The organism is Streptomyces polyasparticus (assembly GCF_014493765.1).
In the GTDB taxonomy this organism is placed as follows: Bacteria; Actinomycetota; Actinomycetes; order Streptomycetales; family Streptomycetaceae; genus Streptomyces; species Streptomyces polyasparticus.
This window is the reverse complement of the sequence record NZ_JACTVJ010000018.1, coordinates 85,595-111,100: the sequence shown is the minus strand read 5'-3', so window position 1 is coordinate 111,100 and position 25,506 is coordinate 85,595. Positions and strand designations below refer to the sequence as shown.

Genomic DNA, 25,506 nt, shown 5'->3' with positions numbered 1-25,506 from the left:
TCCTGTTCACGGCTGTACGAGGGGGCGCGTCGCATGAGTGCCCCTACCCTCGAACGCCCCGCCAAGACGGCGGCACCGGGCGCCCCGCAGCCGCCCGGAACGCTGGCCCGTCTCGCGGCTCACCCCAAGGCCGTGCTCCTGGTGCTCGCCGCGCTCGTCGCGGTGGTCTCCGCGGCCGTGGCCGGCAGCGGTGAGTGGCCCGCCGACCTGACGGTCGACGTCCGCACCCCGCTCACGGACTTCAACGAGTGGCTGGTCGACAACCGCACCACCCACCCGCTGTTCCTGTACTTCCTGCTTCACATCTCCAACACCGCCGAATCCGCCGTCGACGGCGTGTTCAGCGGCCTGGAGTCGCTCGGCTTCCTCGGTGTCACCGTGGCCGCCGTCCTCATCGCCTGGTACGCGGGTGGCGCGGGCCTGCGCAAGCGCGCCCTGGTCACCGCCGGCACCGCGCTCGGCACCTTCGGTCTCATCGGCCTGCTCGGCATGTGGGAACCGGCCATGGACACGCTGTCGCTGATGGTCGTGTGCGTGGCCGTGGCCGCCCTCGTCGGTGTGCTGCTCGGCCTGCTCGCCGGGCTCTCGGACCGCGCCGAGCGGATGCTGCGCCCGGTGTTCGACACGATGCAGGTGCTTCCGGCCTTCTCGTATCTGCTGCCGTTCGTGCTGATCTTCGGCATCGGCGTCCCGTCCGCCTTCGTGGCCACGGTCATCTACGCCGTACCGCCGATGGCCCGGCTCACCGCACTCGGCCTGCGCGGCGCGGACCCGGCGGCCCTGGAGGCCTCCGCCTCGCTGGGCGCGAACGCCTGGCAGCGGCTGTGGACGGCCCGGCTTCCGCTGGCCCGCAAGCAGATGCTGCTCGGCCTCAACCAGACGATCATGATGAGCCTCTCGATGGTCGTGCTCGCCACGATCATCGGCGCCGGCGGACTCGGCGAGCCCATCTACAAGGCCCTCGCCGTCGTCGACGTCGGTCTCGCGCTGCCGCCCGGTGTCGCGATCGTGCTGCTCGCCATCTGGCTCGACCGCACCACGGCGGCCGCGGGCGAGCGGCTCGACGACCCCGACGAGGGCGTACGTTCCGCCCGTACGGCCTGGATCCTGCGCGCAGTCGTCGTCGCCGGAGTGGCTGCCGCCACGGCGGTCGGTTCGGCCCTCGGCAAGCAGGAGTGGCCCGAGAGCTGGGTGGTCTCCATCGCCGACCCCGTCAACGACGTGACGGGCTGGATCGAACGCGAACTCTCCGCCGGCATCCCGCTCCTGGGCGGCACCCAGACCTGGGCCGACGGCTTCGCCGAGTACGTGCTCAACCCGCTGCGCAGCGCACTCGTCGGCACACCCTGGTGGGCCCTGCTCCTGGTCGCGGGCATGATCGCGTACGCCGTCGGACGCCTGCGCGCGGCGCTCACCGTGGTCCTCGCGCTCGGCGTGATCGGCGCGATGGGCCTGTGGACCCGCTCCATGGACACGCTCTCGCAGGTGATCGCGGCCCTCGCCCTCACCCTGCTCATCGGCTTCGCGATCGGTGTGCTCGCCGCCCGCGTCGGCTGGGTGGAACGGGTGATCCGGCCGGTCCTCGACACCCTGCAGACGATGCCGCAGTTCGTCTATCTCATCCCGATGATCGCGCTGTTCAGCGGAGGCCGGTTCGCCGGTGTCGCGGCCTCCGTGCTGTACGCCCTGCCGGCCGTCATCCGGATCACCACCCAGGGCATCCGCCAGATCGACCCCTCCGCACTCGAAGCGGCCCGTTCGCTCGGCGCCTCCACCGGTCAGCAACTGCGCCAGGTCCAGCTCCCGTTGGCCCGCCCCGCACTGCTGCTCGCCGTCAACCAGGGCGTCGTCCTCGTCCTGTCCATGGTCGTCATCGCCGGAATGATCGGCGGCGGCGCACTCGGTGTCGACGTGGTCAAGGGCCTGACCAAGGGCGATCTGGCGCTCGGTCTGACCGCCGGTATCGCGATCGTCTGCCTCGGCGTACTCCTCGACCGGATCACACAGCCCGCGGCCGTACGCGAGCGCACGGCGCGCTGACGTCCCCCCGCTTCTTACCAACTCTCCTGCCTACCAAAGGAATTCTCTGCTCATGAAGCTCAGTCACCAGCGGATACGCACCTCCCTCGTCGCGGGCGCCGGCGCGCTCGGCATGCTCGCGCTCAGCGCCTGCGGTGCCGCCGAGACCGGCAAGAGCGGCGGCTCGGACGAGGTCACCATCACGGTGCCCTCGTGGGTCGGTGCGCAGGCCAACGCCGAGGTCGCCAAGGTGATCCTCGAAGAGGAGCTGGACGTCAAGAAGGTCACCCTCAAGACGATGGACGAGCCCATCGCCTGGGACGCCCTCAACTCCGGCGAGGCCGACGCGATCCTCGAGGACTGGGACGGCCAGCCCGAGAAGCAGAAGCTCTACATCGACCAGAAGAAGTCCGTGGTCAAGGGCGGCGACCTGGGCGTCACCGGCCACATCGGCTGGTTCGTGCCCAAGTACTACGCGGACGCGCACCCCGAGGTCCTCGACATCAAGACGCTCAACAAGGTCGCGAAGGACTTCAAGACCTCGGAGTCCGAGGGCAAGGGCGAGTTCCTCGGCGCCGCGCCCTCCTACACCACGTACGACGAATGGCTGATCAAGAACCACAAGCTGGACTTCAAGATCAAGGAGACGGGTGCGGAGGCCGCCCAGATCAAGGAGATCCAGAAGAAGTACGCGGCCAAGCAGCCGTTCATCACGTACTGGTGGGAGCCGCAGTGGCTCAACGCCGACATCGAGCTGGTCGAGGTCAAGCTGCCGGAGTTCTCGGAGGGCTGCAACGAGCCCAAGGAGAAGACCGAGTGCGGTTACGCCAACACCCCGCTGCAGAAGTACCTGAACGCGGACTTCGCGAAGGACGGCGGGGACGCGGCGCAGTTCCTGAAGAACTTCAAGTGGACCACCGAGCAGCAGAACGAGGTCTCGAAGTGGATCGCCAAGGACAAGATGTCCGGCGAGGAGGCCGCGAAGAAGTGGGTCGCGGCGAACAAGGAGACGTGGCAGGCGTGGCTGCCCAAGAAGTGACGGCAGCCGTCTGACCTGCTGAGTGCCGGGCTCCGTGTGGGGGCCCGGCACTCAGCGTGTACCGCTCAGTCCTTGGGACGGTGCGAGACCGACCCGGGCGTGTAGTGCCCGGCCACCATCCGCGTGGACACGGCGATCCGGTTCCACGCGTTGATCACCGTGATCACCGCGAGCAGCGCGGACAGCTCCGCCTCGTCGAAGTGCTTGGCGGCGTTCGCCCACACCTCATCCGGCACGAACCCGTCCGTCAGAACCGTGACCGCCTCCGCCAGCTCCAGCGCCGCCGCCTCCTTCTCCGTGTAGAAGTGCCGCGACTCCTCCCAGGCGCTCAGCTGGAAGATCCGCTCGGGCGTCTCGCCCATCGCGAGCGCGTCCTTGGTGTGCATGTCGAGGCAGAACGCGCAGTGGTTCAGCTGCGAGGACCGGATCTTGACGAGCTCGGCGATCACCGGGTCGAGCCCGGCGCGGGAAGCTCCGTCGACCTTGATCATGGCCTTGTAGAACTCCGGCATGTGCTGGCCGATGTTCAGCCGGGGCGTGTGCTCAGGGGCGTATTCAGTGCTCATGCGGACAAAGCTAGACGCCGGTGGCCCGCCGGATATGGTCCATTTCCATGGCAGAAGACTGGGCCAATCGCGGGGCCGATCACGGGGCCAATCGCGGGGCCGATCACGGGGTCGATCACTGGGCCGATCTGGGAGTCGACCTCCACATCGACCTCGGCCGCTCCGGCGTACGCAAGGGCCTCACGGACGCACTCCGCGAAGCCGTCCGCACCGGCAGGCTCGCCCCCGGCACCCGGCTGCCCTCGTCCCGCTCGCTCGCGGCCGACCTCGGCATCGCCCGCAACACCGTCGCCGACGCCTACGCCGACCTGGTCGCCGAGGGCTGGCTCACCGCCCGCCAGGGCTCGGGCACCCGCGTCGCCGCCCGCACCGTACCGGCCCCGAAGACGCCCCGGCCGGCCCCGCGCCGCGCACCCAAGGTCACGTACTCGCTGCACCCCGGATCGCCCGACGTCAGCGCCTTCCCCCGTACGGAATGGGCGAAGGCGGCCCGCCGCGCGCTCCTGAACGCACCCAACGAGGCCTTCGACTACGGGGATCCGCGCGGCCTCTTCGCCCTGCGCACCGCACTCGCCGACTACCTTGCCCGCGCCCGCGGCGTCTACGCGGAGCCGGACCGGATCGTGATCACCTCGGGCTTCGTCGGCGGCCTGAAGCTGCTCGCGCGCGTGCTGCGCGCGCGGGGCGCCGAGTCGGTGGCGGTGGAGTCGTACGGACTCGCGCATCACTGGCGGTGCCTGACGGACGAGGGCCTCGCCATTCCGCCCGCACCCCTCGACGAACTCGGCACCTGTACGGACGAGTTGGGCGATGCGGGCGCGCTCCTGGTCACCCCCGCCCACCAGTTCCCGCTGGGCGATCCGCTCGCCCCGGCCCGGCGCGCCCAGGCCGTGGACTGGGCCCGCCGCACCGGCGGGGTGATCCTGGAGGACGACTACGACGGCGAGTTCCGCTACGACCGGCAGGCCGTCGGCGCCCTGCAGAGCCTCGACCCGGACCGTGTCGTCTACTGCGGCACGGCCAGCAAATCCCTCGCGCCCGGCCTGCGGCTCGGCTGGCTCGTCCTGCCCGCCGATCTCGCGGCCGAGACCGCGGCGGCCAAGGGCATCTCGGACTGGCAGTGCGGCGCCCTCGACCAGCTCACGCTCGCGGACTTCCTGACCTCGGGCGCGTACGACCGGCATGTGCGCGGGATGCGCCTGAAGTACCGCCGCCGCCGCGACGAACTGGTCACGGCGCTGGCCGAGCGCGCCCCGCACGTCAAGGTCAGCGGGATCGCGGCGGGCCTGCACGCGGTGCTCGAACTCCCGCCGGACACCGAACAGTTGATGCTCCGCGCCTCCGCCTACCACGGCATCCGCCTCCAGTCCCTCACGTTCTTCCGCCACCCCGCGGCGACGGTCCCGCCACGCGACGCCCTGGTCGTGGGCTACGGAACGCCTCCGGATCATGCGTGGGCGGGGGCGTTGGAGGCGTTGTGCGGGGTTGTGGGGAACGTCTAGCCCCGCAGCCCCTGCGGCGCTTGAGCAGATCTTTCAGCCCCTGCGGCGTTTGAGCAGATCCGAACGAAGTTCGGATGAGGGGGTCCGGGGCGGAGCCCCGGTTTCGGGAAGGGGCGGGGCGGGGACAGAAGCCCGCCGCAGGCGCCACCCACCCGCAGACAGCGACGCACCCCGCACTCCCGGCCCACCCGCCGACAACGACGCACCCCGCACTCCCGGCCCACCCGCCGACAGCGACGCACCCCGCACTCCCGGCCCACCCGCCGACAGCGACGAGACCGAACCCGGCCTACCGAACCGCCGCCGACTCCACCGGCGCCTCCCCGAACCGCGCCAGCGCCAACGCTCCCGCCACCGCCACCGCAAACCCGAGCACCGCCAGCCACCCGAGACCGGCCCGCGTCTGGTCGCCGAGCCAGATGACCCCCACCAGCGAGGGCGCGATCGTCTCGCCGAGCACGAGCCCCGCCGTGGCCGTCGGCACCGACCCCCGCTGCAGCGCAGACGTAAGCAGCAGAAACGCCCCGCCACCGCCGATGAGCAGCGCATACGTGGCGGGATTGGCGAGGAGCTCGCCGAGCCGGACCGAGTCGATCAGGCGCACGGCCACCTGCACCACCCCGAACCCGAATCCGGCCCCGAGCCCGAGCACCAACGCCCGCGCCTTGTCCGGCAGTCGGCCACCCACAGCACCGAGCAGCAGAATCGCCACGGACGCCCCGAGCAGCGCCCACTTCAACGCGTCCGAACCGGACTTCGCCCCCTCCGCTCCCGCCGCCAGACCCACCATCGCGAGCCCCGCGCACACCACCACGATCGCCGTCCACTCCGCCCTGCTGAGCCGGATGTGCAGCAGGCGCGTGGCGATCACCGCGGTCACGGCGAGCGAAGCGGCCAGCGCCGCGCCCACCGCGTAGATCGGAATATGGCGCAGCGCCACGATCTGCAGCACGAACCCGAGTCCGTCGAGCGCGAGCCCCGCCAGATACCGCCACTGCTTCAGCACGCGCATCAGCAGCCCCGGATCCACTCCGGAACCAGTGCCGGGCGCGATGGCCCGCGTGGCGACGGCCTGCAGTACGGAGGCGGCGCCGAAGCAGACCGCGGAAGCGAGGGCGCAAATCATCCCAATGAGCACGAACCGACTCTAGGTGCCCGGTGGGACCAAGAGGGTGTGCCGAACCGCCCGGCAGGTCTGACTAAGCTGCCGGTTCCACACGGTCGACAGGGGGAGTGGACACACATGGCAGCGGGCGCCAAACCGCGGAAGATGCGGTCGAGCACGGTGATACTCGGCGGCATGGGCATCCTCGCCACCGCCCTGTCCGCCTGCGGCAGCGACCCGGACAAGCGGTGCGTGGACCGCGCCGACTACACCTTCGACGGCTACCGGATCGTCGACTCCAAGCACTGCGGCAGCTCCTCCTCGTCCAAGAACAAGCGCAAGACCGGCCCGTCCACGACCCGCGTCGACGGCGCCTGGTACTACGACGCGGAGGAGGACGGCGGCCGCGCCGACTACGGCACCTTCAGCCGCTCCGAAGCGGTCGACCGCGGCGGCTTCGGCTGCTCCGGCGGATCCGGCGGCGGCTGACCCGCATGGAACGCCGCACCACCACACCCCGCCCCGGCTGGCAGCAGACTGTCGAGGAGCAGGGCCTGATCTACCCGCTCACCCGCTACCCCGACGGCTCCCTGCGCCCGTACTGGGACGAGAGCGCGTACTACGTCTTCTCCCTGCCCGAGGTCGAGGCGCTCGAAGAGGTCGTCGAGGAACTGCACGGCATGTGCCTGAGGGCCGCCGCGCACATCGTCGAGCACGACCGCTTCGCCGACCTCGGCCTCACCGACCCGTACCTGGTCGAACGCATCACGGAGTCCTGGCGCCGGCGGGCCGAACTCCCCTCCCTCTACGGCCGGTTCGACCTGCGCTACGACGGCACCGGGCCCGCCAAGATGCTCGAGTACAACGCCGACACCCCGACCTCCCTGGTCGAGGCGGCCAGCCCGCAGTGGTTCTGGATGGAGGAACGCTTCCCGGGCGCCGACCAGTGGAACTCCCTGCACGAACGCCTCATCGACGCCTGGAAGCGGCAGGCCCCGCTGCTCCCGCCGGGCCCCCTGCACTTCGCCCACTCCGAGAGCGACGAGCTGGGCGAGGACCTGATGACGGTGGCGTATCTGCGCGAGACGGCCGAACAGGCCGGCATCGCCACCGAAGCCCTGTCCATGGAACAGATCGGCTGGGACCGGCTCTCGGGCCGCTTCGTGGACCAGCGCCTGAAGTTCATCCGCGCCTGCTTCAAGCTCTACCCGTGGGAGTGGCTGACCACCGACCGCTTCGCCCCGCACGTCCTGGACACCCTCGACAACGGCGGCGGCACCGGCACCACCCTGTGGATCGAACCCGCCTGGAAGATGCTGCTCTCCAACAAGGCGCTGCTCGCGATCCTCTGGGAACTCTTCCCCGGCCACCCCAACCTGCTGCCCGCCTACCTCGACGGCCCGCGCGAACTGGCCCACGGCGCGGGCTATGTGGCCAAACCGCTCCTCGGCCGCGAAGGCGCGGGCGTGACCGTGCACGAGCCGGGCGCCGAGGCCGCGCCGCGGGACGAGCCCTGCTGCTACCAGGAGCTCGCCCCGCTGCCCGACTTCGACGGCAACCGCGTCGTCCTCGGCGCCTGGGTGGTCGCCGACGAGGCGGCCGGCCTCGGCATCAGGGAGTCATCGGGCCTGGTCACGGACGAGTACGCCCGCTTCCTGCCGCACGTGATCCTCTGACACCTCTCGTTTTTCGGGAGACGTCCTTACGAGAGGGGCTTACGAGACGCCCCCCACGAGACGGCCTTACGGAGCCGCGGAGAGCACCGCCCGCAGCTGATCGAGCCCCCAGTCCAGGTCCTCCTTGGAGATCACCAACGGCGGCGCGATCCGGATCGTCGACCCATGCGTGTCCTTCACCAGGACACCCAGGTCCATCAGCTTCTCCGAGATCTCCCGGCCCGTCCCGTAAGAGGGGTCGATGTCCACACCGGCCCACAGGCCGCGCCCGCGCACCTCGCGCACCGCGCCGCCGCCCACGAGGAGCCCCAGCTCGCGGTGCAGATGGTCGCCCAGCTCCGTGGCCTTCTGCTGGTACTCACCGGTCTCCAGCATCGCGATCACCTCGAGGGCGACCGCGCACGCGAGCGGATTACCGCCGAACGTCGAACCGTGTTCACCCGGCCGGTACACCCCGAGCACCTCGGCCGACGACACCACCGCCGACACCGGCACGACCCCGCCGCCCAGCGCCTTGCCGAGGATGTACATGTCCGGCACGACCCCCTCGTGCTCACACGCGAAGGTCTTCCCCGTGCGCCCGAGACCGGACTGGATCTCGTCCGCGATGAAGAGCACGTTCCGCTCGCGCGTCAGCTCGCGCACGCCCGCGAGATATCCCGGCGGCGGCACAAGGACACCCGCCTCGCCCTGGATCGGCTCGATCAGGACGGCCACGGTCTCGTCCGTGACCGCCGCCGCCATCGCCGCGAGATCCCCGTACGGAACGATGTCGAACCCCGGCGTGTACGGACCGAAGTCCGCCCGCGCCTCGGGGTCGGTGGAGAAGCTCACGATGGTCGTGGTGCGGCCGTGGAAGTTGTCGGACGCGACCACGATCCGCGCCTGCCCGTCCGGCACGCCCTTCACCTTGTAGCCCCACTTGCGGGCGGTCTTCACGGCCGTCTCGACGGCCTCCGCGCCCGTGTTCATCGGCAGCACCATCTCCATGCCGCACAGCGCGGCCAGGCGGGTGCAGAACTCGGCGAACCGGTCGTGGTGGAACGCCCGCGAGGTCAGCGTGACCCGCTCCAACTGCGCCTTGGCCGCGTCGATCAGGCGGCGGTTGCCATGGCCGAAGTTCAGCGCCGAGTAACCGGCCAGCATGTCCAGATAGCGCCGGCCCTCCACGTCCGTCATCCACGCGCCCTCGGCCGTGGCGACCACGACGGGCAGCGGGTGATAGTTGTGCGCGCTGTGCGCATCGGCGGACGAGATCAATGCTTCCGTACGGGTTTCCGTCATCGACACGGGGTCTCCGTTCATCGTGCGGCCGGGGCTGGGTGTTGCCCACGTTCCTATCGTCGCTCGCATGCCGGACGCAGAAACCTCGCCCGGGCACCTGCCGGTAAGGTGACGTGTGGGCCGTGACTGGCGCGCTGAGATGGGGTCAACCATCGGGGAGCGGCTCGTGAACTGTGTGCCGTGCGCCTGGGCCGAACCGAGTACGACGAACCTGTTCGCATCGTCATCGTCCGGAGGTCCACACCATGACCGATCCCGCAGCATCTTCCGTCGCCTCCACCGCGTTCAACAGCGCCCTCGAAGTGATCCGCGGCGTCGAACCCCGTGTCGCCGACGCCATCGGCCAGGAGCTCACCGACCAGCGCGAGATGCTCAAGCTGATCGCCTCCGAGAACTACGCGTCCCCGGCCACCCTGCTCGCCATGGGCAACTGGTTCAGCGACAAGTACGCCGAGGGCACCATCGGCCGCCGCTTCTACGCCGGCTGCCGCAACGTCGACACAGTCGAGGCGCTCGCCGCCGAACACGCCCGTGAGCTCTTCGGCGCCCGGCACGCCTACGCCCAGCCGCACTCCGGTATCGACGCCAACCTCGTCGCCTTCTGGTCCGTGCTCGCCGACCGCGTGGAGGTCCCCGCCCTGGAGCGCGCCGGCGCCCGGCAGGTCAACGACCTCTCCGACGCCGACTGGGCCGAACTGCGCCAGGCCTTCGGCAACCAGCGCATGCTGGGCATGTCCCTGGACGCCGGCGGCCACCTCACGCACGGCTTCCGCCCGAACATCTCCGGCAAGATGTTCGACCAGCGCTCCTACGGCACCGACCCCGCCACCGGCCTCGTCGACTACGAGGCCCTGCGCAAGACGGCCCGTGACTTCAAGCCCCTGATCATCGTGGCCGGTTACTCCGCCTACCCCCGTCTCGTGAACTTCCGCATCATGCGCGAGATCGCCGACGAGGTCGGCGCCACGCTGATGGTCGACATGGCGCACTTCGCCGGTCTCGTCGCGGGCAAGGTCCTCACCGGTGACTTCGACCCGGTGTCGCACGCGCAGATCGTCACGACCACCACGCACAAGTCGCTGCGCGGTCCGCGCGGCGGCATGGTCCTGTGCGACGACTCGCTCAAGGACCAGGTCGACCGTGGCTGCCCGATGGTGCTCGGTGGTCCCCTTCCGCATGTCATGGCGGCCAAGGCGGTCGCCCTGGCCGAGGCCCGTCAGCCCTCCTTCCGCGACTACGCGCAGCGCGTCGTCGACAACTCCCGTGCCCTGGCCGAGGGGTTGATGCGCCGCGGCGCCACGCTGGTGACGGGCGGCACCGACAACCACCTCAACCTGATCGACGTGGCCTCCTCCTACGGCCTCACCGGCCGCCAGGCCGAGTCCGCTCTGCTCGACTCCGGTGTGGTCACCAACCGCAACGCCATCCCGGCCGACCCGAACGGTGCCTGGTACACCTCCGGCATCCGCATCGGCACCCCCGCCCTGACCACGCGCGGTCTGGGCACGGCCGAGATGGACGAGATCGCGGGCCTGATCGACACGGTGCTCAAGGCCGCGGAGCCGGGCACGACCAAGTCGGGCGCGCCCTCGAAGGCCCAGCACGTCCTGGACGCGAAGATCTCCGACGAGATCGCCCACCGCGCCTCGGACCTCCTTGCTCCCTTCCCGCTCTACCCGGGCATCGACCTCAGCTGACGCGCTCGCTCCCGGTCCCGGACGGGCTGACGCGGCTTCGCGGCCGCTCAGCCCGTCCTGGTATCAGCCCCAGCGTCGTGGGTCGCAGCGACAGCGCGATGAACGCTCCCGCGAGGATCCCCGGGCCCACCCACCACCAGCCGATCTGCCAGCTGTCCGCGTTGCGGGCGGCGGTGGTGGCGGCCAGGGCATCGTCGCCCTTGCCATCCGACGCGGCGCCGGCCGACGGATCGTAGACACCTATCTGTTCCAGATAGGTCATCAGCGCGTCCGGAGCCGCTTGCCAACGGGCCTTCGCTCCCGGCGGATACTGGGTCTCATTGAATTGGACGTACCGCATCCATGCCTCTCCTGGGCCTGCGTAGTCGGGCATGATCGCGTAGCTGGTGAGCGTGGGCATGCCCGCCGTGTGCCACAGCACCGTGATCTGTCCGCGGGTGTCCGGACGGACCCCCTTCTCCAGGTGTGGGGGAGTGGCGTTACCGCGGGGCTCTGTCGCCGGGATGTACCGCTCCAGCTCGGTCAGCGCCGCGTCACCGGCCGGGAAGACACGGGTGACATCGGTCGAGGCGGAGTCCACGAGCGCGCTGTAGGCCTCCTTGGCGGAGGCCTCCGGAGCGAGCGCGAGCGGGAACGCGAGCCCGAGCAGCGCTGCCGCCGCAACGGCTGCCGCCCGCACACGCACTCGCACTGGTTGCAGGACACCCCTCCTCATCGGTCGATCAGCTCCCCGCGCGGCCCCTCGTCCCGGGCAGCCGCGCGCGCCTCCCGCAACTTCGCGGGCCACGTGGGCAGTTGGCGTGCCACCGGACGTATGCCCAGAGCCAGCGCGGCCCCCGCGGCGATACCGGGGATGGCCCACCACCAGCCGGTGCTCACCGGAGTGTCCGCGGCGATCGTGGTGCTCCCGTCCCGCGCGCCGCCCGCGGCGGCGTCCGAGTCCGATCCGGAACCTGTCTCCGCGCCTGTGCCCGCCGTCTCGTCCGCTCCCGATCCGGCCGTCGTGCCCTCGCCGCCTGCGGCGGGGTCCGGTGCTCCGAGCAGGTCGAGCGACTTCAGGAGCGCGAGCAGCTCACCGGCCTGTTGCGGCCGGTGCCAGGCGCCTGCCAGTTGGTTCAGCGACTCATCGCCGTGCGCCTCCACCGTGTGGATGAACACGTCGACCTTCGACGCTGCGTCCGGGTTCGGCAGCACATGGATCTGGTCCACACGCCACGGCGTCACGTCATGGATCAACCAGGTCGCATTGACCATCTCCCCCTCCATGGTGTCGTCCATGGGCGGAGCCTTCACGCTGTCGAAGCCCCGGCCGACCCCGAGCAGTTGCGTCAGCTCCTCATACTCCTTGTCCTGATGGCTCAGACCGGCCGCCTTCCCACTCGTCGGCGACGACAGCAGCACACTCGTCGGCCCACCCGCCGAAGCCCCCGACGCACCCATCAGAACCAACGCGAACCCCGCCACCAACGCGCCGAGCAGGGTCGCCAACCTCCGTACGCCACGCATCCGTTCCCCCAGAGCTCCCCGGCGCGGCCGTTCCGCGCCGATTCACTTCTGGTACACCGCTCGCGCGGCGCGGGTTCCCCTTTTCCGGGGTCGAGTTCGAAGGCCGGCCGGCCGCGGCCCGCTATCGCACCGAAGCGGCAGCGTCGACGGCCTTCTGCAGCTGGTCGATTCCCTCGAGCCGCAGCGTGATGGCGGTCCCGTCCCCGGCCCCGCCCTTCTGCCAGACCAGCGTCGGGCCTGCCGTACGCACCGCGTGCGTATAGGGCTCGCCCGTCTCGTCCAAGAGCCTGATCTCCAGGAGATGCGGCTCGCGGAACCACCACGCCGCACCGGCTCCCGGCACCTCGGTGTACTCCATGCCGGCGACCTTCCCGAAGGCCGGGTCGACCGGGTCCTTGAACTGGTCGAGCCGTATCACCAGGCCCTGCGCGTCACGCCAGCACAGCGAGATCACCCGGCGGTCCGCGGACACCGATGCCACGGGCGCGCCCGGCATGGCCTCGGGCCGCAAGGCCTTGAAGCCGGCCCGCTTCTCCGCCTCGCTCAGGGAGACGCCTCGCCCGCACCCGGGCACCGGCTCGGGTGACGGCGGCGGAGCGGAAGGGCTGGGGCGCCGCACCTCGATCCCGCCGAAGTCGAACCAGTCCGCGACCGCGGCCCGTACGGGAGGCGTGAGCACCGCGACGACCAGGACCCCGCACAGCGCCGCCGCGATCCGCGCGCGCCGCATCCGGAACCAGCCGCGCAGCCGCTCAAGGCGGCTGGGCGGCTCCGGTACGGGGGTCGGCACATGCTCGGCGACCAGCTGCGCCAGTACGCGCTCGGCCATGGTCCGGCCGTCGACGTCGGGCACGGTCAGCCGGCTCCTCAGCAGCCGCAGCTCCTCCTCGACCCGCCGCCGCCTGGCCTCCGGATCCTCCCGCCGCCCGGCCCCCGGGCGGTCGTCCCCGCGCCCCCTGACCTCCGGGTCCTCACTCACTCCTCTCACCTCCCTTGCCACGCTCCGCCTCCACGGCGAACACACTGTCCGCGGGCAGCAGCCTGCCCAGCTTCTTCAAGGCCCGGTTCAGCCGGGACTTCACCGTCCCGCGCGGCCAGCCGAGTGTCTCGGCGGTCTCCGCCTCGTCCATCTCCAGGAGATAGCGGCAGGTGACGACCGCACGCTGATCGCGGTTCAGCCGGTCGAGGGCGGCACGCAGCGCACCGCGCTGCTCCTGCGCGAGCGCCACGAGGACCGGGTCGGCGGACTCCGGTATCAGCGGCTCGGCTTCGCGCAGCGCCGCCTCCCGTCCGGCCAGGGCTCTCAGGCGGCCGGCCGAGCGCACTGTGTTCCTCGTCTCATTCACCACGATCTGCAGCAGCCAGGGCTTGAACGAGGAGCCGTCCCGGAAGCGGCCCAGGGACTGATAGGCCTTGAAGAAGGCCGCCTGCACCACATCCTCCGCGTCCGCACCCGCGCCGAAGGCCACCGCCGCCCGCAGCGCCACCGGTGTGTGGGCGCGCACAAGCTCCGCGTACGCCTCCGCCTCGCCGGCGCGCACCCGGGCGATCACCGAGCCCTCGTCGACGACGATGCGGCCCCCCTCCCGCGTTCTCACACCTTTGATACACCGGAAGCCGTAGATCGGTTCCGGTCCGTACGCGACCAGTTTCACGGGCCTGAGACAATGAACGGCATGGCCACTGACCGACCCCGCGTGCTCTCCGGAATCCAGCCCACCGCAGGCTCGTTCCACCTCGGCAACTACCTGGGCGCCGTGCGCCAGTGGGTTGCGCTGCAGGAGTCCCACGACGCCTTCTACATGGTCGTCGACCTGCACGCCATCACCGTGCCGCAGGACCCCAAGGAGCTGCGCGCCAACACCCGGCTCGCCGTCGCCCAGCTGCTCGCGGCCGGTCTCGACCCCGAGCGCTGCACCCTGTTCGTGCAGAGCCATGTGCCCGAGCACGCCCAGCTCGGCTGGGTCATGAACTGCCTCACCGGCTTCGGCGAGGCCTCCCGTATGACGCAGTTCAAGGACAAGTCGGCGAAGCAGGGCTCGGACCGCGCCACGGTCGGCCTCTTCACGTACCCGATCCTGCAGGTCGCCGACATCCTCCTGTACCAGGCCAACGAGGTGCCGGTCGGCGAGGACCAGCGCCAGCACATCGAGCTCACCCGCGACCTGGCCGAGCGTTTCAACGGACGCTACGGCCAGACGTACACCGTGCCGAAGCCGTACATCCTCAAGGAGACGGCGAAGATCTTCGATCTTCAGGACCCGTCGGCCAAGATGAGCAAGTCCACGGCCAACCCCAAGGGCCTGATCAACCTGCTCGACGACCCGAAGGTGACCGTCAAGAAGGTCAAGAGCGCGGTCACCGACACGGACACGGTGATCCGCTTCGACCCGGAGGCCAAGCCCGGCGTCAGCAACCTGCTCGGCATCTACTCCACCCTCACCGGCACTGGTATTCCGGAACTGGAGCAGAAGTACGCCGGCAAGGGCTACGGTGCGCTCAAGACGGATCTCGCCGAGGTCATGGCCGAGTTCGTGACCCCGTTCCGTACCCGTACGCAGGAGTATCTGGACGACCCGGAGACCCTGGACTCGATCCTCGCCAAGGGCGCGGAGAAGGCCCGTGCGGTCGCCGCGGAGACCCTCGCCACCACGTACGAGCGGATCGGGTTCCTGCCCGCAAAGCACTGACCCAAGCCACCAAGCCGGCGCCCTGGCCAGGGACGGACCAAGGACCCTGGCCAGATGGCCGGTGCGCGCGCCACACTGGCAAGCTCCTGCAGCATTCATCACTGCGGAGCGATGAAGGACCGGAGAAGGAGCACGACGTGGGGACCGTAACGCTCGGCGTTTCGATCGCGGTCCCGGAGCCCCATGGCAGCCTGCTCCAGGAGCGGCGCGCGGGCTTCGGCGACCCCGCGGCACACGGTATCCCCACGCATGTCACGCTCCTGCCGCCCACCGAGGTGGCCGCCGAGGCGCTGCCCGCCATCGAGGCGCATCTCGCCGAGGTCGCGGCCGGCGGCCGGCCCTTCCCGATGCGGCTCGCCGGCACCGGAACGTTCCGCCCGCTCTCACCCGTCGTCTTCGTCAAGGTCGTCGAGGGCGCCGAGGCCTGCACCTGGCTGCAGAAGCAGGTGCGCGACGCCTCGGGTCCGGTGGCGCGCGAGCTGCAGTTCCCGTACCACCCGCATGTGACGGTCGCGCACGGCATCGCGGACGAGGCCATGGACCGCGCCTTCGAGGAGCTCTCCTCGTACGAGGCCGCATGGTCCTGCACGGGTTTCGCGCTCTACGAGCAGGGCGCGGACGGGGTCTGGCGCAAGCTGCGCGAGTTCCCCTTCGCCGGCCCTTCCGTGCCCCCGCAGGCCGGGGCCCCCGCGGACCGGGATACGCTGCCGGCTCGCTGACAGCACCCGGCTGACAGCGCATCCGCGGAGGGATCATGCGCCGCCGGACACCCCTCACGGCAGCCGTGCTCGCCGTACTGCTCACCGCCACCGCCTGCTCCGCGGACCCCGGCGACGGCACGGCGCCCAGCGGCCGCCCCGGCGCCTCGAAAGCCGGGCCCTCCAAAGCCGCGCTCTCCTGGGAGTTCGAGCACATCGCCGATTTCCGCGGCGAGATCACCGATCTGGCGGCCCTCGCCGAGAACGACATCTGGGCGGTCACCAAGTCCCGGACCTCCGAGCCCGGCCTGCTCCACTACGACGGCGAGCGGTGGAAGAGCGAACCCCTGCCGCAGGCGTCGGCCCGCACCCAGTACCCGCCGCGGCTGGAGAAGATCGACGACAGCACCCTCTGGCTGCGCCCCGAACCGCTGGAGGCCGACACCACCGCGACCCCCTGGCTGAGCTGGGACGGCAAGCGCTGGACCCCTGTGCCCGACCCGCCGTCCGGTCTCGTCGGCACCCTCGAAGCCACCGGCCCCGACGACATCTGGACCGTCGCCGGCGAGCAGACCGTCCGCCACTGGGACGGCTCCCGCTGGATCGACAGCCGCCTCCCGCACACCGTCACGGACCTCGCGATCGCCGGTCCGGACGACGTCTGGGCCGCCGGCTACCGCACCCAGGGCCCGGGCACCGACCTCGGACAGGGCCAGACCTACAGCCAGCCCGCGACCTCCCACTGGGACGGCAGCGCGTGGAAGTCCGTCGACACCCCGCAGTACCGCTTCCCGGATCCCGTCCCGCCGGAGCCCGGCGCGGGCCTGCGCACCCTTTTCGTCCGCGAGGACGGGGAAGTACGGGCCTACGGCACGCACACCTTCAACCACGGCGAGACCGAGCCCGAGCCCGCCGACGAGGCGGTCCGGCTGCGCTGGGACGGCACCGAGTGGACCCGGATGCCCGGGGAGAAGGGCGGCTGCGGTGACCGGCCGCCCGTGTTCGACGACGGCAAGGGCCTGCTGCTGGAAGGCAATTGGTACGTGACGGACTCCGGGACGTGCCGCAAGATCGAGCGCCACCGCCTGCCCGTGTCGACCGGCGCCCGCAAGGCCTCGAACCAGTCGCTGTGGCTCACCTCGTACCAGCGCGTGCCCGGCACGGACGAGATCATCGGCGCCGGGCACGTCCAGGTGAACCAGTCAGGGGACCCGTTCGGGGCGCCGGTGATCGTCCGCCTCAAGAGGGGCTGACCGGCGGCGGACCCCCGTACGGAATCCGCCCGTCAGACCCGCGTCAGACCGGCAGCCGCCGGAACACCGGACGCGGCACATGCCGCAGCGCCGACATGACCACCCGCAGCGCCCCCGGCACCCACACCGTCTCCGAACGCCGCCGCAGACCCGTCTCGATGGCCTCGGCGACCGCCTCCGGGGTCGTGGCGAGCGGGGCCTCCTTCAGGCCCGCGGTCATCTTCGAGCGGACGAAGCCGGGGCGCACGACCATGACGTGCACACCCGTGCCGTGCAGCGCGTCGCCGAGGCCCTGCGCGAAGGCGTCGAGGCCGGCCTTCGACGAGCCGTAGATGAAGTTGGCCCGGCGGGCCCGCTCGCCGGCCACCGAGGAGAGCACCACCAGGGAGCCGTGCCCCTGCCGCTTCAGCGCGTTGGCGCAGATCAGGCCCGAGGACACCGCGCCCGTGTAGTTGGTCTGCGCGACCCGCACCGCCGACAGCGGTTCGTCCTCGTCGCGCTCCTGGTCGCCGAGCACACCGAACGCGAGCAGCACCATGTCGATGTCGCCCTCGGTGAAGACCTTGCCGAGCGCCTCTTCGTGGGACTCGGCGTCGAGGGCGTCGAAGGCGACCGTACGGGCGTCCGCGCCCAGGTCCCGCAGCTGCTCGGCCGCGCTCTCCAGGGCGGGCGAGGGCCGCCCGGCCAGCCACACCGTACGGGTGCGGCGCGCGACCAGACGGCGCGCGGTGGCCAGCGCGATCTCGGAGGTGCCGCCCAGGATCAGCAGGGACTGGGGGGTGCCGAAGGCGTCCTTCATCAAAACTCCAGAGGTACGGGGGTGACGCGGGGCCGAGCGGGGTCGGAACGCGGAGCCGAGCAGGGTCAGAGGGACAGCCGCCGGGACAGGTCCGACGTGAACACCCCGCGCGGATCGAGCTCTTCGCGCAGCTCACGGAACCGGCCGAGCCGCGGGTACATCGCCGACAGCAGCTCGGGCCGCAGGCGTGAGTCCTTCGCGAGGTAGATCCGGCCGTCGGCGGCCGCGACCTCCTCGTCGAGCTCGTCGAGGAACGCGCCGAGTCCCGGCATGGTGGCCGGGATGTCCAGGGCGAGCGTCCAGCCCGGCATCGGGAAGGACAGCCAGCCCGGGTCGCCCTCGCCGAAGCGCTTGAGGACGGCGAGGAAGGACGGGCAGCCCCGCTGCGAGATCCGGCCGACGACGCGCCGCAGCGCCTCCTCCTTGCCGTATCCGAGGACGAATTGGTACTGCACGAAGCCGCTGCGGCCGTAGATCCGGTTCCAGTGCGGTACGCCGTCGAGCGGGTGGAAGAACGTGGACAGCTTCTGCAGTTCGCCGCGGCGGGCGCGGGGCGCCTTGCGGTACCAGAGCTCGTTGAAGAGCCCGACCGTCGCCTTGCCGAGCAGCCCCTCCGGCACGAACGCGGGCGCGGCGGGCAGCTGCCCAGGACGGAACGTCAGCGGCGCGCGACGGGCCCGTACGGGCAGTGCGTCGAGCGGGGCGTGATCGCCGCGCGTGAGCACCGAGCGGCCCATCGCGGCGCCCCGCGCGAGCAGGTCGATCCAGGCGACCGAGTAGCGGTAGTGGTGGTCGGTCGCGGCGAGGCGGGCCATCAAGTCGTCGAGATCGGTGGCCCGTTCGGTGTCCACGGACATCAACGAGGTCTGTACGGGCAGCAGTTCGACGGTCGCGGAGAGGATCACGCCGGTCAGGCCCATGCCGCCGGCGGTGGCGTCGAAGAGCGGGTCGCCGCGCCGCACCGTGCGCACCGAGCCGTCCGCCGTGAGCAGGTCGAGCGCGGCCACATGGCGCGAGAACGAGCCGGAGACATGGTGGTTCTTGCCGTGGATGTCGGCGCCGATCGCGCCGCCCACGGTGACGTACCGCGTCCCGGGCGTGACCGGCACGAACCAGCCGAGCGGCAGCAGGACTTCCATCAGGCGGTGCAGGCTGACGCCCGCGTCGCACACCACGACCCCGCCCTCGGCGTCGATCGCGCGGATCCGGTCGAGCGCGGTCATGTCGAGCACCGCACCGCCCGCGTTCTGCGCCGCGTCCCCGTACGCCCGGCCGAGCCCCCGGGCGATCCCCCCGCGCGCGCCGCAGGCACGTACGGCCTCGGCCGCCTCCTCGTACGAACGGGGGCGGATCAGGCGGGCGGTGGTCGGGGCGGTGCGGCCCCAACCCGTGACGGAGACCGTGTCGGCAGACATGAACGCGACGCTATCGCCCGGTGCGGCCCGCTTTGCCAAACCTGTCGGACCCCTCACCGAAACGGGTGATTGAGGGGGTGTCGCCCAACATTGCCGTAATTACTTGCTCGTTGGCGTGAAGAGTCGATTGCGGCATACGGCCGCTCGGGTGGATCGGCGGCCGGAAACCCTCAGCAACGAAGAGGCGCAATGCACGAGTACGATCACCGGCTCCTCGCCGCCCTGCGCGACACCGGACAGCATCCGCACATCGCGGCCGCCGCCCGGACGCTGTCGTTCTGCGGTGAGCACGGCGCGCTGTGGCTGGCCGCGGGCCTCGCGGGCGCCGCACTCGACAAGGAGCGGCGCGGCGCCTGGCTGCGCGGCACCGCGCTGACCGCGGGCGCGCACCTGGCGAGCATGGGCGTCAAGCGCCTGGTGCGCAGGCCGCGTCCGGACGTCGACCCCCTGGTGCGCACCGCGGGCCGGCACTCCTTCCCCAGCTCGCACGCCACCTCGGCCGCCGCCGCGGCCGTCGCCTTCGGCGCGCTGCGCCCGGCCGGCGCCCGGCTCGTACCGCCGCTGGCCGCCGCCATGTGCGTCTCGCGCCTGGTCGTCGGCGTGCACTACCCGAGCGATGTGGCCGCGGGCGCGGCGCTCGGCGCACTCACCGCGCGCCTGGGCACGTCCTGGATGCAGGGGGCCGCCTCCCGTACGCAAGGGGCCGCGGCCCTGACGCAAGGAGCAGCCAAGTGACCCTCCTGGAACAGTCCCAGCGCACCGCACCCGACCCGCAGCGCCCCGGACCGATCAGCCTGCCGCTCGGCCTGCTCAAGACCGCCCGCCCCCGTCAGTGGGTCAAGAACGTCCTGGTCGTCGCGGCGCCCGCCGCGGCCGGTGAGCTCTTCACCCGCCAGACCGCGGTCCAACTGGTCATCGTCTTCTGCCTGTTCACCGCCGCCGCGGCTGCCGTCTACCTGATCAACGACGCCCGCGACGCCGAGGCCGACCGTGCCCACCCCGACAAGTGCCGCCGCCCGGTGGCCGCCGGACAGGTCCCCGTCCCGGTCGCGTACGCGGTCGGCGGACTGCTCGCCGTCCTCGCGCCCGCCGCCGCGGCCTTCCTGTGCACACCGATGACCTCGGCGCTGCTCACCGGCTATGTCGGCATGCAACTCGCGTACTGCATCAGCCTGAAGCACGTCCTCGTGGTCGACCTCGTCGTCGTCACCACCGGCTTCCTGATGCGCGCGATGATCGGCGGGGTCGCGCTCGACATCCCGCTCTCGCGCTGGTTCCTGATCACCACCGGCTTCGGCGCGCTGTTCATGGTCTCCGCCAAGCGCTACTCGGAGGCCATCAGGATGGCCCCCGAGAAACTCGGCGCCACGCGCGCCCTGCTCACCGAGTACACCACCGGCTATCTGCGCTTCGTCTGGCAGCTCGCGGCCGGCGTCGCCGTCCTCGCGTACTGCCTGTGGGCGATGGAGGAGGGCGGCACCGGGCTGTTGCCCTGGCGTCAGCTGTCGATGGTCGCGTTCATCCTCGCGATCCTGCGCTATGCCGTGTTCGCCGACCGCGGCACCGCCGGCGCCCCCGAGGACGTGGTCCTGCGCGACAAGCCGCTCGCGCTCATCGCCGTCGTCTGGATGGGGATGTACGGGCTCGCGGTGGCCGACCTGTGAGTGCGCCCGCGCTCGGCGGCGTGCTGCTGACCCGGCTGCGCGCCATGGGCCCCGAACTCCTCGGCTTCGCCGCCGCCGGGATCTGCGCGTACGCCGCCGACCTCGGTCTGTTCGTCTGGCTGCGCGGACCGATGGGCTGGGACCCGCTCAGCGCCAAGGCGCTCTCGTTCGTGGCCGGCTGCTCGGTGGCGTACGCGGGCAATGCGCTCGGCACGTACCGCGGCCGCAGCACGGACGTCTCCCGGATGCGGCAGTACGCGATCTTCTTCGCGGTCAACATCGCGGGCGCCCTCGTCCAGCTCCTGTGCCTGGCGGTCTCGCACTACGGGCTCAACCTCACCTCGCAGCGCGCCGACACCATCTCCGGGGCCGGTGTCGGCATGGCCCTGGCGACTGTCCTGCGTTTTTGGGGTACTCGCACCCTGGTATTCCGTTCGGCGAAAGCGGCCTGAGGACATGGACTGGCTCAAGAAACTTCCCGTCGTCGGGCCGTGGGTGGAACGCCTGATGGCCACCCACGCCTACCGCTCGTACGAGACGCTCGACCAGGTGCACTGGGCGCGGCTCGCGGGCGCGATGACGTTCGTCAGCTTCCTCGCGCTCTTCCCGCTGCTCACGGTGCTCGCGGCGATCGCCGCCGCGACCCTGTCCAAGAAGCAGCAGGACGATCTGCAGGAGAAGATCAGCGACCAGATCCCCGGGATCTCCGACCAGTTGAACATCGGCGACCTGGTCGAGAACGCCGGCACCGTCGGACTGATCGCCGGCGCCCTGCTCCTGGTCACCGGCGTGAGCTGGGTCGGCTCGATAAGGGAATGCCTGCGGGCGGTCTGGGGCAAGGACGACGAGGAGGCCAACCCCGTCGTCGCCAAGCTCAAGGACGCCGGCATCCTCGTCGGCCTCGGTCTGACCGGCCTCGCCTCGCTCGCCGCGTCCGCCGTCGGCTCCACCGCCGCGGTCTGGCTGACCCGGGCCGTGGGCATCGAGGACCAGAGCTGGATCGGCTGGCTGCTGCTCGCGGTCGTCTTCGCGCTCGCGGTGCTCGCGGACTTCCTGATCCTGCTGTACGTCCTGACGCTGCTGCCCGGCGTACAGCCGCCCCGGCGCCGCCTGTTCGTCGCCGCGCTGATCGGAGCGGTCGGCTTCGAACTGCTCAAGCTGCTGCTCGGCGGCTATATGAAGGGCGTGGCCGCCAAGTCCATGTACGGCGCGTTCGGCGTTCCCGTCGCGCTGCTCCTGTGGATCAACTTCACCGCGAAACTCCTTCTGTTCTGCGCCGCCTGGACGGCGACGCAGAGCAAGAAGGGGCCCGACGGCCCGTCGCTCACCGGCGGGGAAGCTTCCGCACCAAGTCGGGCAGCGGCCAGCGGCGGTTGACCACGAAGACGCCGGCGCCGATCAGGAGGAGCACACCGCCGGTGATCGCCAGCGCGATCCCGACACCACTCGAACCCTGCTCGGCGGCGGCGTGCTCGGTGTTCTTCAGCGAGCCGTCCGACTTCTGCTTCTCGGGCGCCGCGGCACCCGAGCTGCCGGAGCCCTCCGCGCTGCGCGGGCGGACCAGCTCACCGACCGGGGTCACCTTGTCCGCGGCCTTGAAGCCCCAGTCCAGGAGCCGCGCGGTCTCCTGGTAGACGGCGTTCTGCTCGTCGGAGTCCGGGTTCATCACGGTCACGAGGAGCACCTTGTTGTCCCGCTCCGCCACACCCGTGAAGGTCGCGCCCGCGTGCGTGGTGTTGCCGTTCTTGACGCCCGCGATGCCCTTGTACGGGTTGAGCCCGTAGTCTCCGGTCAGGAGCCGGTTGGTGTTCTGGATCTCGAAGGTCTCGCGCTTCTTGCCCTTGCCCTCGCCGGGGAAGTCCGCGGTCGCGGTCGCCGCGTACTCGCGGAAGTCCGCCTTCTGCAGCCCGGAACGCGCGATCAGCGTCAGGTCGTACGCGGAGGACACCTGGCCTTCGGCGTCGTAACCGTCGGGGCTGACCACATGCGTGTCGAGGGCCTGCAGCTCCTCGGCATGGGCGTTCATGTCGGCGACGGTCTTGGGGACACCGCCGTACATCTTCGAGAGCACGTGCACCGCGTCGTTGCCCGAGCGCAGGAACACCCCGAGCCACAGGTCGTGGACGCTGTAGGTGTGGTCCTCCTTGACGCCCACCAGGCTGGAGCCCGCGCCGACGTCGGCGAGGTCGGAGTCCTTGACCTTGTAGACCTGGTCCTTGGGCAGCGTCGGCAGCACCGTGTCCGCGAACAGCATCTTCAGCGTGGACGCGGGCGGCAGCCGCCAGTGCGCGTTGTGCGCGGCGAGGACCTCGCCGGACTCGGCGTCCGCGACGATCCACGAACGGCCGCTCAGCTCCTTCGGCAGCACCGGCGCGCCGGGGCCGAGGTTGACCTGGGTGCCCGCCTTGCCGAGCTGGGCGCCGCCGACCGTGGACATGTTGGCGGGCGGCTTGGCCTTGTCGTCCTTCTTCTTGCCGGGCTTGTCGTCCGCCACGGCCGGCGTGAGAGCAGACATGGTCATCAAGCTGGCGCATACGACCGTTAGTACGGTCTTCTTCATGGCAGGCACGGTCGAGAACGTACAGGGCGTAGCTGTACGAGCGCGTACCGAGTCCCCCTGTGTCTGCCGGGGATCACTCGCACCACCCCTCCCCAGGTACTTCGTACAGGGGATACCCCACGACCGGACCCGAAGGGAGGACGGCGATACTGGGCGTATGAAGCTCAGCCGCCCGGTCTCCTGGTTCCTGCTCGCCTTCGGAGTGTGGTCCTGGGTCATCTGGGTCACTTTCGTCAAGAACTTGATCAAGGATGGAAGCGGTCTCGCGTTCGACGACGCGGGTGACCCGACCGGATACTTCTGGGTCCATCTGCTGCTCGCCGTGGCGTCCTTTGCTTTGGGGACGGGCGTAGGGGTCATCGGGTTCCGTGGCGTACGCGCATTGCGCCGCACGTCATAGAGGTCCGGTTCGGGGCGGGGCATCGCAGTCCGGTTCGGGGCGGGGTGCGGGGAATCGACAGGGAGCAGCAGCGGTGATCGTCCTTTTCGTGCTGGCGGGTCTCGCCGCCTTGTCCGCCCTTCTCGGGCTGCACTACTACCTGTGGCGTCGCCTGGTGCGCGATACGACCACGGCGGGTTCCGTGGCGCGCAAGGCGGGCACGGCCGGCATCGTGACGGCGCTCGCGCTGATGATCGCGGCGTTCGCGGGGGCGCGGGCGGGGTTGCCGTTCGGGCTGCAGCAGGTGCTGGCCTGGCCCGGGTATCTGTGGATGGCGCTGTTCCTCTATCTGACCCTGTCGCTGCTCGTGGGCGAGGCGGTCAGGCCGCTGCTGCTGCGGTGGCTGCGGAGGCGGGACGCGGCGGAGCCGGATGCGGTGTCCGCGCCGGCCGCGGAGGCTCTGGCCGTACGGGAAGCAGTGGGCGTCGGGGGCGAGGGGAGCGGGTCCGAGCCGGAGCCGGCTGCGCAGGGCTTGTCCGGGGCGTTGTCAGTGGGCGCCGATAGGGTTGAAGAGGGCTCGGCCCCCGGGAGGGAGGGGTCTGTCCAGGCAGCGGGGCTCGCCCACCCCACCCGCCGTCTCTTCGTCTCCCGCATCATCGGCGGCGCCGCGGCGACCGCCGCGGTGGCGACCGTCGGGTACGGGACGTACAGCGTGATGCGCGGGCCCAGGCTCAAGCACCTCACCGTGCCGCTGGCCAAACTGCCGCGCGGCGCCCACGGGTTCCGTATCGCTGTCGTCAGCGACATCCACCTCGGTCCTGTCCTCGGCCGCGCGCACACGCAGCGCATCGTCGACACGATCAACTCCGCGCAGGCCGACCTGGTCGCCGTCGTCGGCGATCTCGTGGACGGCAGCGTCGAGGATCTGGGGCACGCGGCCGAGCCGCTGGCCGGGCTGCGGTCGCGCCACGGCTCGTTCTTCGTCACCGGCAACCACGAGTACTTCTCCGGCGCGCAGCAGTGGGTCGACCACGTCCGCGAGCTCGGTATGCAGCCGCTGGAGAACGCCCGCGTCGAGATCGGCGGGTTCGATCTCGCGGGGGTCAACGACGTGGCCGGCGAGAGCGAGGGCCAGGGCCCGGACTTCGTGAAGGCGCTCGGCGACCGCGACCGCAGCAGGGCCTCGGTGCTGCTCGCCCACCAGCCGGTGGTCATCCACGACGCCGTCGAGCACGGCGTCGACCTCCAGCTTTCCGGCCATACGCACGGTGGCCAGATGTGGCCCGGCAACTTCATTGCGGATCTCGCCAACCCGACGCTCGCGGGCCTGGAGAGCTACGGCGACACCCAGCTGTTCGTCTCCCGGGGCGCTGGTGCCTGGGGGCCGCCGGTGCGGGTGGGCGCGCCCTCGGACATCACAGTGGTCACGCTCGCCTCCAAGCAGGCCTGAGCGTCCGGCGGGCAGCGCGTACGGGGCGGCACGCGCCGGAGGTTTTCGGCCAGGTGGCGCGGGGGCGTTGTGTCCCGCTTGGCCGGAACCGTACGGCTTGCATGGCGCACCGTACGGCGTGATGGGGCGACTTGGGCTGATCCTCCCGCCCGGGCCGTGGCCGCTGGCATAGGCCTCGTGGCCAAAACGGGCTGCCGGTCCGGC

At 70.9% G+C, this 25,506-nt stretch carries 24 protein-coding genes, 1 pseudogene and 1 riboswitch; of the genes and pseudogenes, 15 read left to right on the top strand and 10 right to left on the bottom strand.

Going from position 1 to position 25,506, the window contains the following annotated elements; translation table 11 throughout:
* Positions 1–33 precede the first annotated feature (33 nt).
* Both H9Y04_RS32270 and H9Y04_RS32265 read left to right on the top strand, forming a co-directional pair.
* Positions 34–2,040, top strand: a complete 2,007-nt coding sequence (locus tag H9Y04_RS32270) for an ABC transporter permease (RefSeq protein WP_187817650.1) — start codon at positions 34–36, stop codon at positions 2,038–2,040.
* A 52-nt stretch (positions 2,041–2,092) separates the two neighbouring features.
* Positions 2,093–3,058, top strand: coding sequence for a glycine betaine ABC transporter substrate-binding protein (locus tag H9Y04_RS32265; protein WP_187817649.1), 966 nt, complete (start codon positions 2,093–2,095; stop codon positions 3,056–3,058).
* A gap of 65 nt (positions 3,059–3,123) precedes the next feature.
* Here the strand turns inward: H9Y04_RS32265 and H9Y04_RS32260 are convergent, their stop codons facing one another.
* Positions 3,124–3,624: a carboxymuconolactone decarboxylase family protein gene (locus H9Y04_RS32260; protein ID WP_187817648.1), complete on the bottom strand. Its 501-nt coding sequence runs from the start codon at positions 3,622–3,624 to the stop codon at positions 3,124–3,126.
* A 47-nt stretch (positions 3,625–3,671) separates the two neighbouring features.
* Between H9Y04_RS32260 and pdxR the strand changes: the two genes are divergently transcribed.
* Positions 3,672–5,126, top strand: a complete 1,455-nt coding sequence (gene pdxR, locus H9Y04_RS32255; protein ID WP_187817647.1) for a MocR-like pyridoxine biosynthesis transcription factor PdxR — start codon at positions 3,672–3,674, stop codon at positions 5,124–5,126.
* Positions 5,127–5,415: 289 nt separating this feature from the next.
* On the opposite strand, the gene H9Y04_RS32250 is transcribed toward pdxR, so the two are convergent.
* Positions 5,416–6,252, bottom strand: coding sequence for a DMT family protein (locus H9Y04_RS32250; protein ID WP_187817774.1), 837 nt, complete (start codon positions 6,250–6,252; stop codon positions 5,416–5,418).
* A gap of 174 nt (positions 6,253–6,426) precedes the next feature.
* On the opposite strand from H9Y04_RS32250, the gene H9Y04_RS32245 reads away from it, so the two are divergent.
* Entirely contained in the window at positions 6,427–6,720 is a 294-nt protein-coding gene (locus tag H9Y04_RS32245) for a hypothetical protein (RefSeq protein ID WP_306660199.1), read from the top strand.
* 5 nt (positions 6,721–6,725) lie between these two features.
* Positions 6,726–7,907: a glutathionylspermidine synthase family protein gene (locus tag H9Y04_RS32240; protein WP_187817645.1), complete on the top strand. Its 1,182-nt coding sequence runs from the start codon at positions 6,726–6,728 to the stop codon at positions 7,905–7,907.
* A gap of 66 nt (positions 7,908–7,973) precedes the next feature.
* Here H9Y04_RS32240 and rocD read toward each other — a convergent pair whose 3' ends face one another.
* Positions 7,974–9,191 carry an ornithine--oxo-acid transaminase gene (rocD, locus tag H9Y04_RS32235; protein ID WP_187817773.1) on the bottom strand — a complete coding sequence of 406 codons (1,218 nt, stop codon included), beginning with the start codon at positions 9,189–9,191 and terminating at the stop codon, positions 7,974–7,976.
* 112 nt (positions 9,192–9,303) lie between these two features.
* Positions 9,304–9,390, top strand: a riboswitch (ZMP/ZTP riboswitch).
* A 46-nt stretch (positions 9,391–9,436) separates the two neighbouring features.
* Here rocD and H9Y04_RS32230 point away from each other — a divergent pair.
* Positions 9,437–10,888 (top strand): glycine hydroxymethyltransferase, encoded by a 1,452-nt coding sequence (locus H9Y04_RS32230; RefSeq protein ID WP_187817644.1) that lies wholly within the window; start codon positions 9,437–9,439, stop codon positions 10,886–10,888.
* On the opposite strand, the gene H9Y04_RS32225 is transcribed toward H9Y04_RS32230, so the two are convergent.
* The 4 genes from H9Y04_RS32225 to H9Y04_RS32210 all read right to left on the bottom strand — a co-directional run bounded on the left by H9Y04_RS32225 (position 10,881) and on the right by H9Y04_RS32210 (position 13,992).
* Complete coding sequence (locus tag H9Y04_RS32225) at positions 10,881–11,579, bottom strand: hypothetical protein (RefSeq protein WP_187817643.1); 699 nt, start codon at positions 11,577–11,579, stop codon at positions 10,881–10,883. The two genes, H9Y04_RS32230 and H9Y04_RS32225, sit on opposite strands and share 8 nt — an antisense overlap.
* 20 nt (positions 11,580–11,599) lie before the next feature.
* Positions 11,600–12,376 (bottom strand): hypothetical protein, encoded by a 777-nt coding sequence (locus H9Y04_RS32220; protein ID WP_187817642.1) that lies wholly within the window; start codon positions 12,374–12,376, stop codon positions 11,600–11,602.
* 139 nt (positions 12,377–12,515) lie between these two features.
* Complete coding sequence (locus H9Y04_RS32215) at positions 12,516–13,373, bottom strand: hypothetical protein (protein WP_308801336.1); 858 nt, start codon at positions 13,371–13,373, stop codon at positions 12,516–12,518.
* A complete protein-coding gene (locus tag H9Y04_RS32210; protein ID WP_308801335.1) occupies positions 13,366–13,992 on the bottom strand; it encodes an RNA polymerase sigma factor in 627 nt (208 codons plus the stop codon). Before H9Y04_RS32210 ends, H9Y04_RS32215 begins: the two co-directional genes overlap by 8 nt.
* Before the next feature lie 78 nt (positions 13,993–14,070).
* On the opposite strand from H9Y04_RS32210, the gene trpS reads away from it, so the two are divergent.
* The 3 genes from trpS (at position 14,071) to H9Y04_RS32195 (ending at position 17,035) form a co-directional block, all read left to right on the top strand.
* On the top strand, positions 14,071–15,084 hold the full coding sequence (trpS, locus tag H9Y04_RS32205; protein WP_236071753.1) for a tryptophan--tRNA ligase: 1,014 nt from the start codon (positions 14,071–14,073) through the stop codon (positions 15,082–15,084).
* Between the two features lie 137 nt (positions 15,085–15,221).
* Positions 15,222–15,803 carry a 2'-5' RNA ligase family protein gene (locus tag H9Y04_RS32200; protein WP_187817639.1) on the top strand — a complete coding sequence of 194 codons (582 nt, stop codon included), beginning with the start codon at positions 15,222–15,224 and terminating at the stop codon, positions 15,801–15,803.
* Positions 15,804–15,838: 35 nt separating this feature from the next.
* A complete protein-coding gene (locus tag H9Y04_RS32195) occupies positions 15,839–17,035 on the top strand; it encodes a hypothetical protein (RefSeq protein WP_187817638.1) in 1,197 nt (398 codons plus the stop codon).
* A gap of 43 nt (positions 17,036–17,078) precedes the next feature.
* Here H9Y04_RS32195 and dprE2 read toward each other — a convergent pair whose 3' ends face one another.
* Together dprE2 and dprE1 are read right to left on the bottom strand one after the other, a co-directional pair.
* Positions 17,079–17,834, bottom strand: coding sequence for a decaprenylphospho-beta-D-erythro-pentofuranosid-2-ulose 2-reductase (gene dprE2 / locus H9Y04_RS32190; protein WP_187817637.1), 756 nt, complete (start codon positions 17,832–17,834; stop codon positions 17,079–17,081).
* A gap of 65 nt (positions 17,835–17,899) precedes the next feature.
* Positions 17,900–19,249: a decaprenylphosphoryl-beta-D-ribose oxidase gene (dprE1, locus tag H9Y04_RS32185; RefSeq protein ID WP_187817636.1), complete on the bottom strand. Its 1,350-nt coding sequence runs from the start codon at positions 19,247–19,249 to the stop codon at positions 17,900–17,902.
* A gap of 189 nt (positions 19,250–19,438) precedes the next feature.
* On the opposite strand from dprE1, the gene H9Y04_RS32180 reads away from it, so the two are divergent.
* From H9Y04_RS32180 to H9Y04_RS32165, 4 genes and pseudogenes are all read left to right on the top strand, one after another.
* Positions 19,439–19,984, top strand: coding sequence for a phosphatase PAP2 family protein (locus tag H9Y04_RS32180; RefSeq protein ID WP_187817635.1), 546 nt, complete (start codon positions 19,439–19,441; stop codon positions 19,982–19,984).
* A gap of 5 nt (positions 19,985–19,989) precedes the next feature.
* Positions 19,990–20,913, top strand: a complete 924-nt coding sequence (locus tag H9Y04_RS32175; protein ID WP_214661857.1) for a decaprenyl-phosphate phosphoribosyltransferase — start codon at positions 19,990–19,992, stop codon at positions 20,911–20,913.
* Positions 20,914–20,957: 44 nt separating this feature from the next.
* Positions 20,958–21,421: pseudogene (locus H9Y04_RS32170) on the top strand (GtrA family protein).
* Complete coding sequence (locus H9Y04_RS32165; RefSeq protein WP_187817633.1) at positions 21,370–22,290, top strand: YihY/virulence factor BrkB family protein; 921 nt, start codon at positions 21,370–21,372, stop codon at positions 22,288–22,290. The pseudogene H9Y04_RS32170 and the gene H9Y04_RS32165 overlap by 52 nt, the downstream one beginning before the upstream one ends.
* Here the strand turns inward: H9Y04_RS32165 and H9Y04_RS32160 are convergent.
* Positions 22,238–23,482 (bottom strand): D-alanyl-D-alanine carboxypeptidase family protein, encoded by a 1,245-nt coding sequence (locus H9Y04_RS32160; protein ID WP_368858443.1) that lies wholly within the window; start codon positions 23,480–23,482, stop codon positions 22,238–22,240. The genes H9Y04_RS32165 and H9Y04_RS32160 overlap by 53 nt on opposite strands.
* A gap of 148 nt (positions 23,483–23,630) precedes the next feature.
* On the opposite strand from H9Y04_RS32160, the gene H9Y04_RS47015 reads away from it, so the two are divergent.
* Both H9Y04_RS47015 and H9Y04_RS32155 read left to right on the top strand, forming a co-directional pair.
* Positions 23,631–23,873: an SCO4848 family membrane protein gene (locus H9Y04_RS47015; protein WP_236071751.1), complete on the top strand. Its 243-nt coding sequence runs from the start codon at positions 23,631–23,633 to the stop codon at positions 23,871–23,873.
* A 73-nt stretch (positions 23,874–23,946) separates the two neighbouring features.
* A complete protein-coding gene (locus tag H9Y04_RS32155; protein WP_187817631.1) occupies positions 23,947–25,302 on the top strand; it encodes a metallophosphoesterase in 1,356 nt (451 codons plus the stop codon).
* The last annotated feature ends 204 nt before the right edge of the window (positions 25,303–25,506 follow it).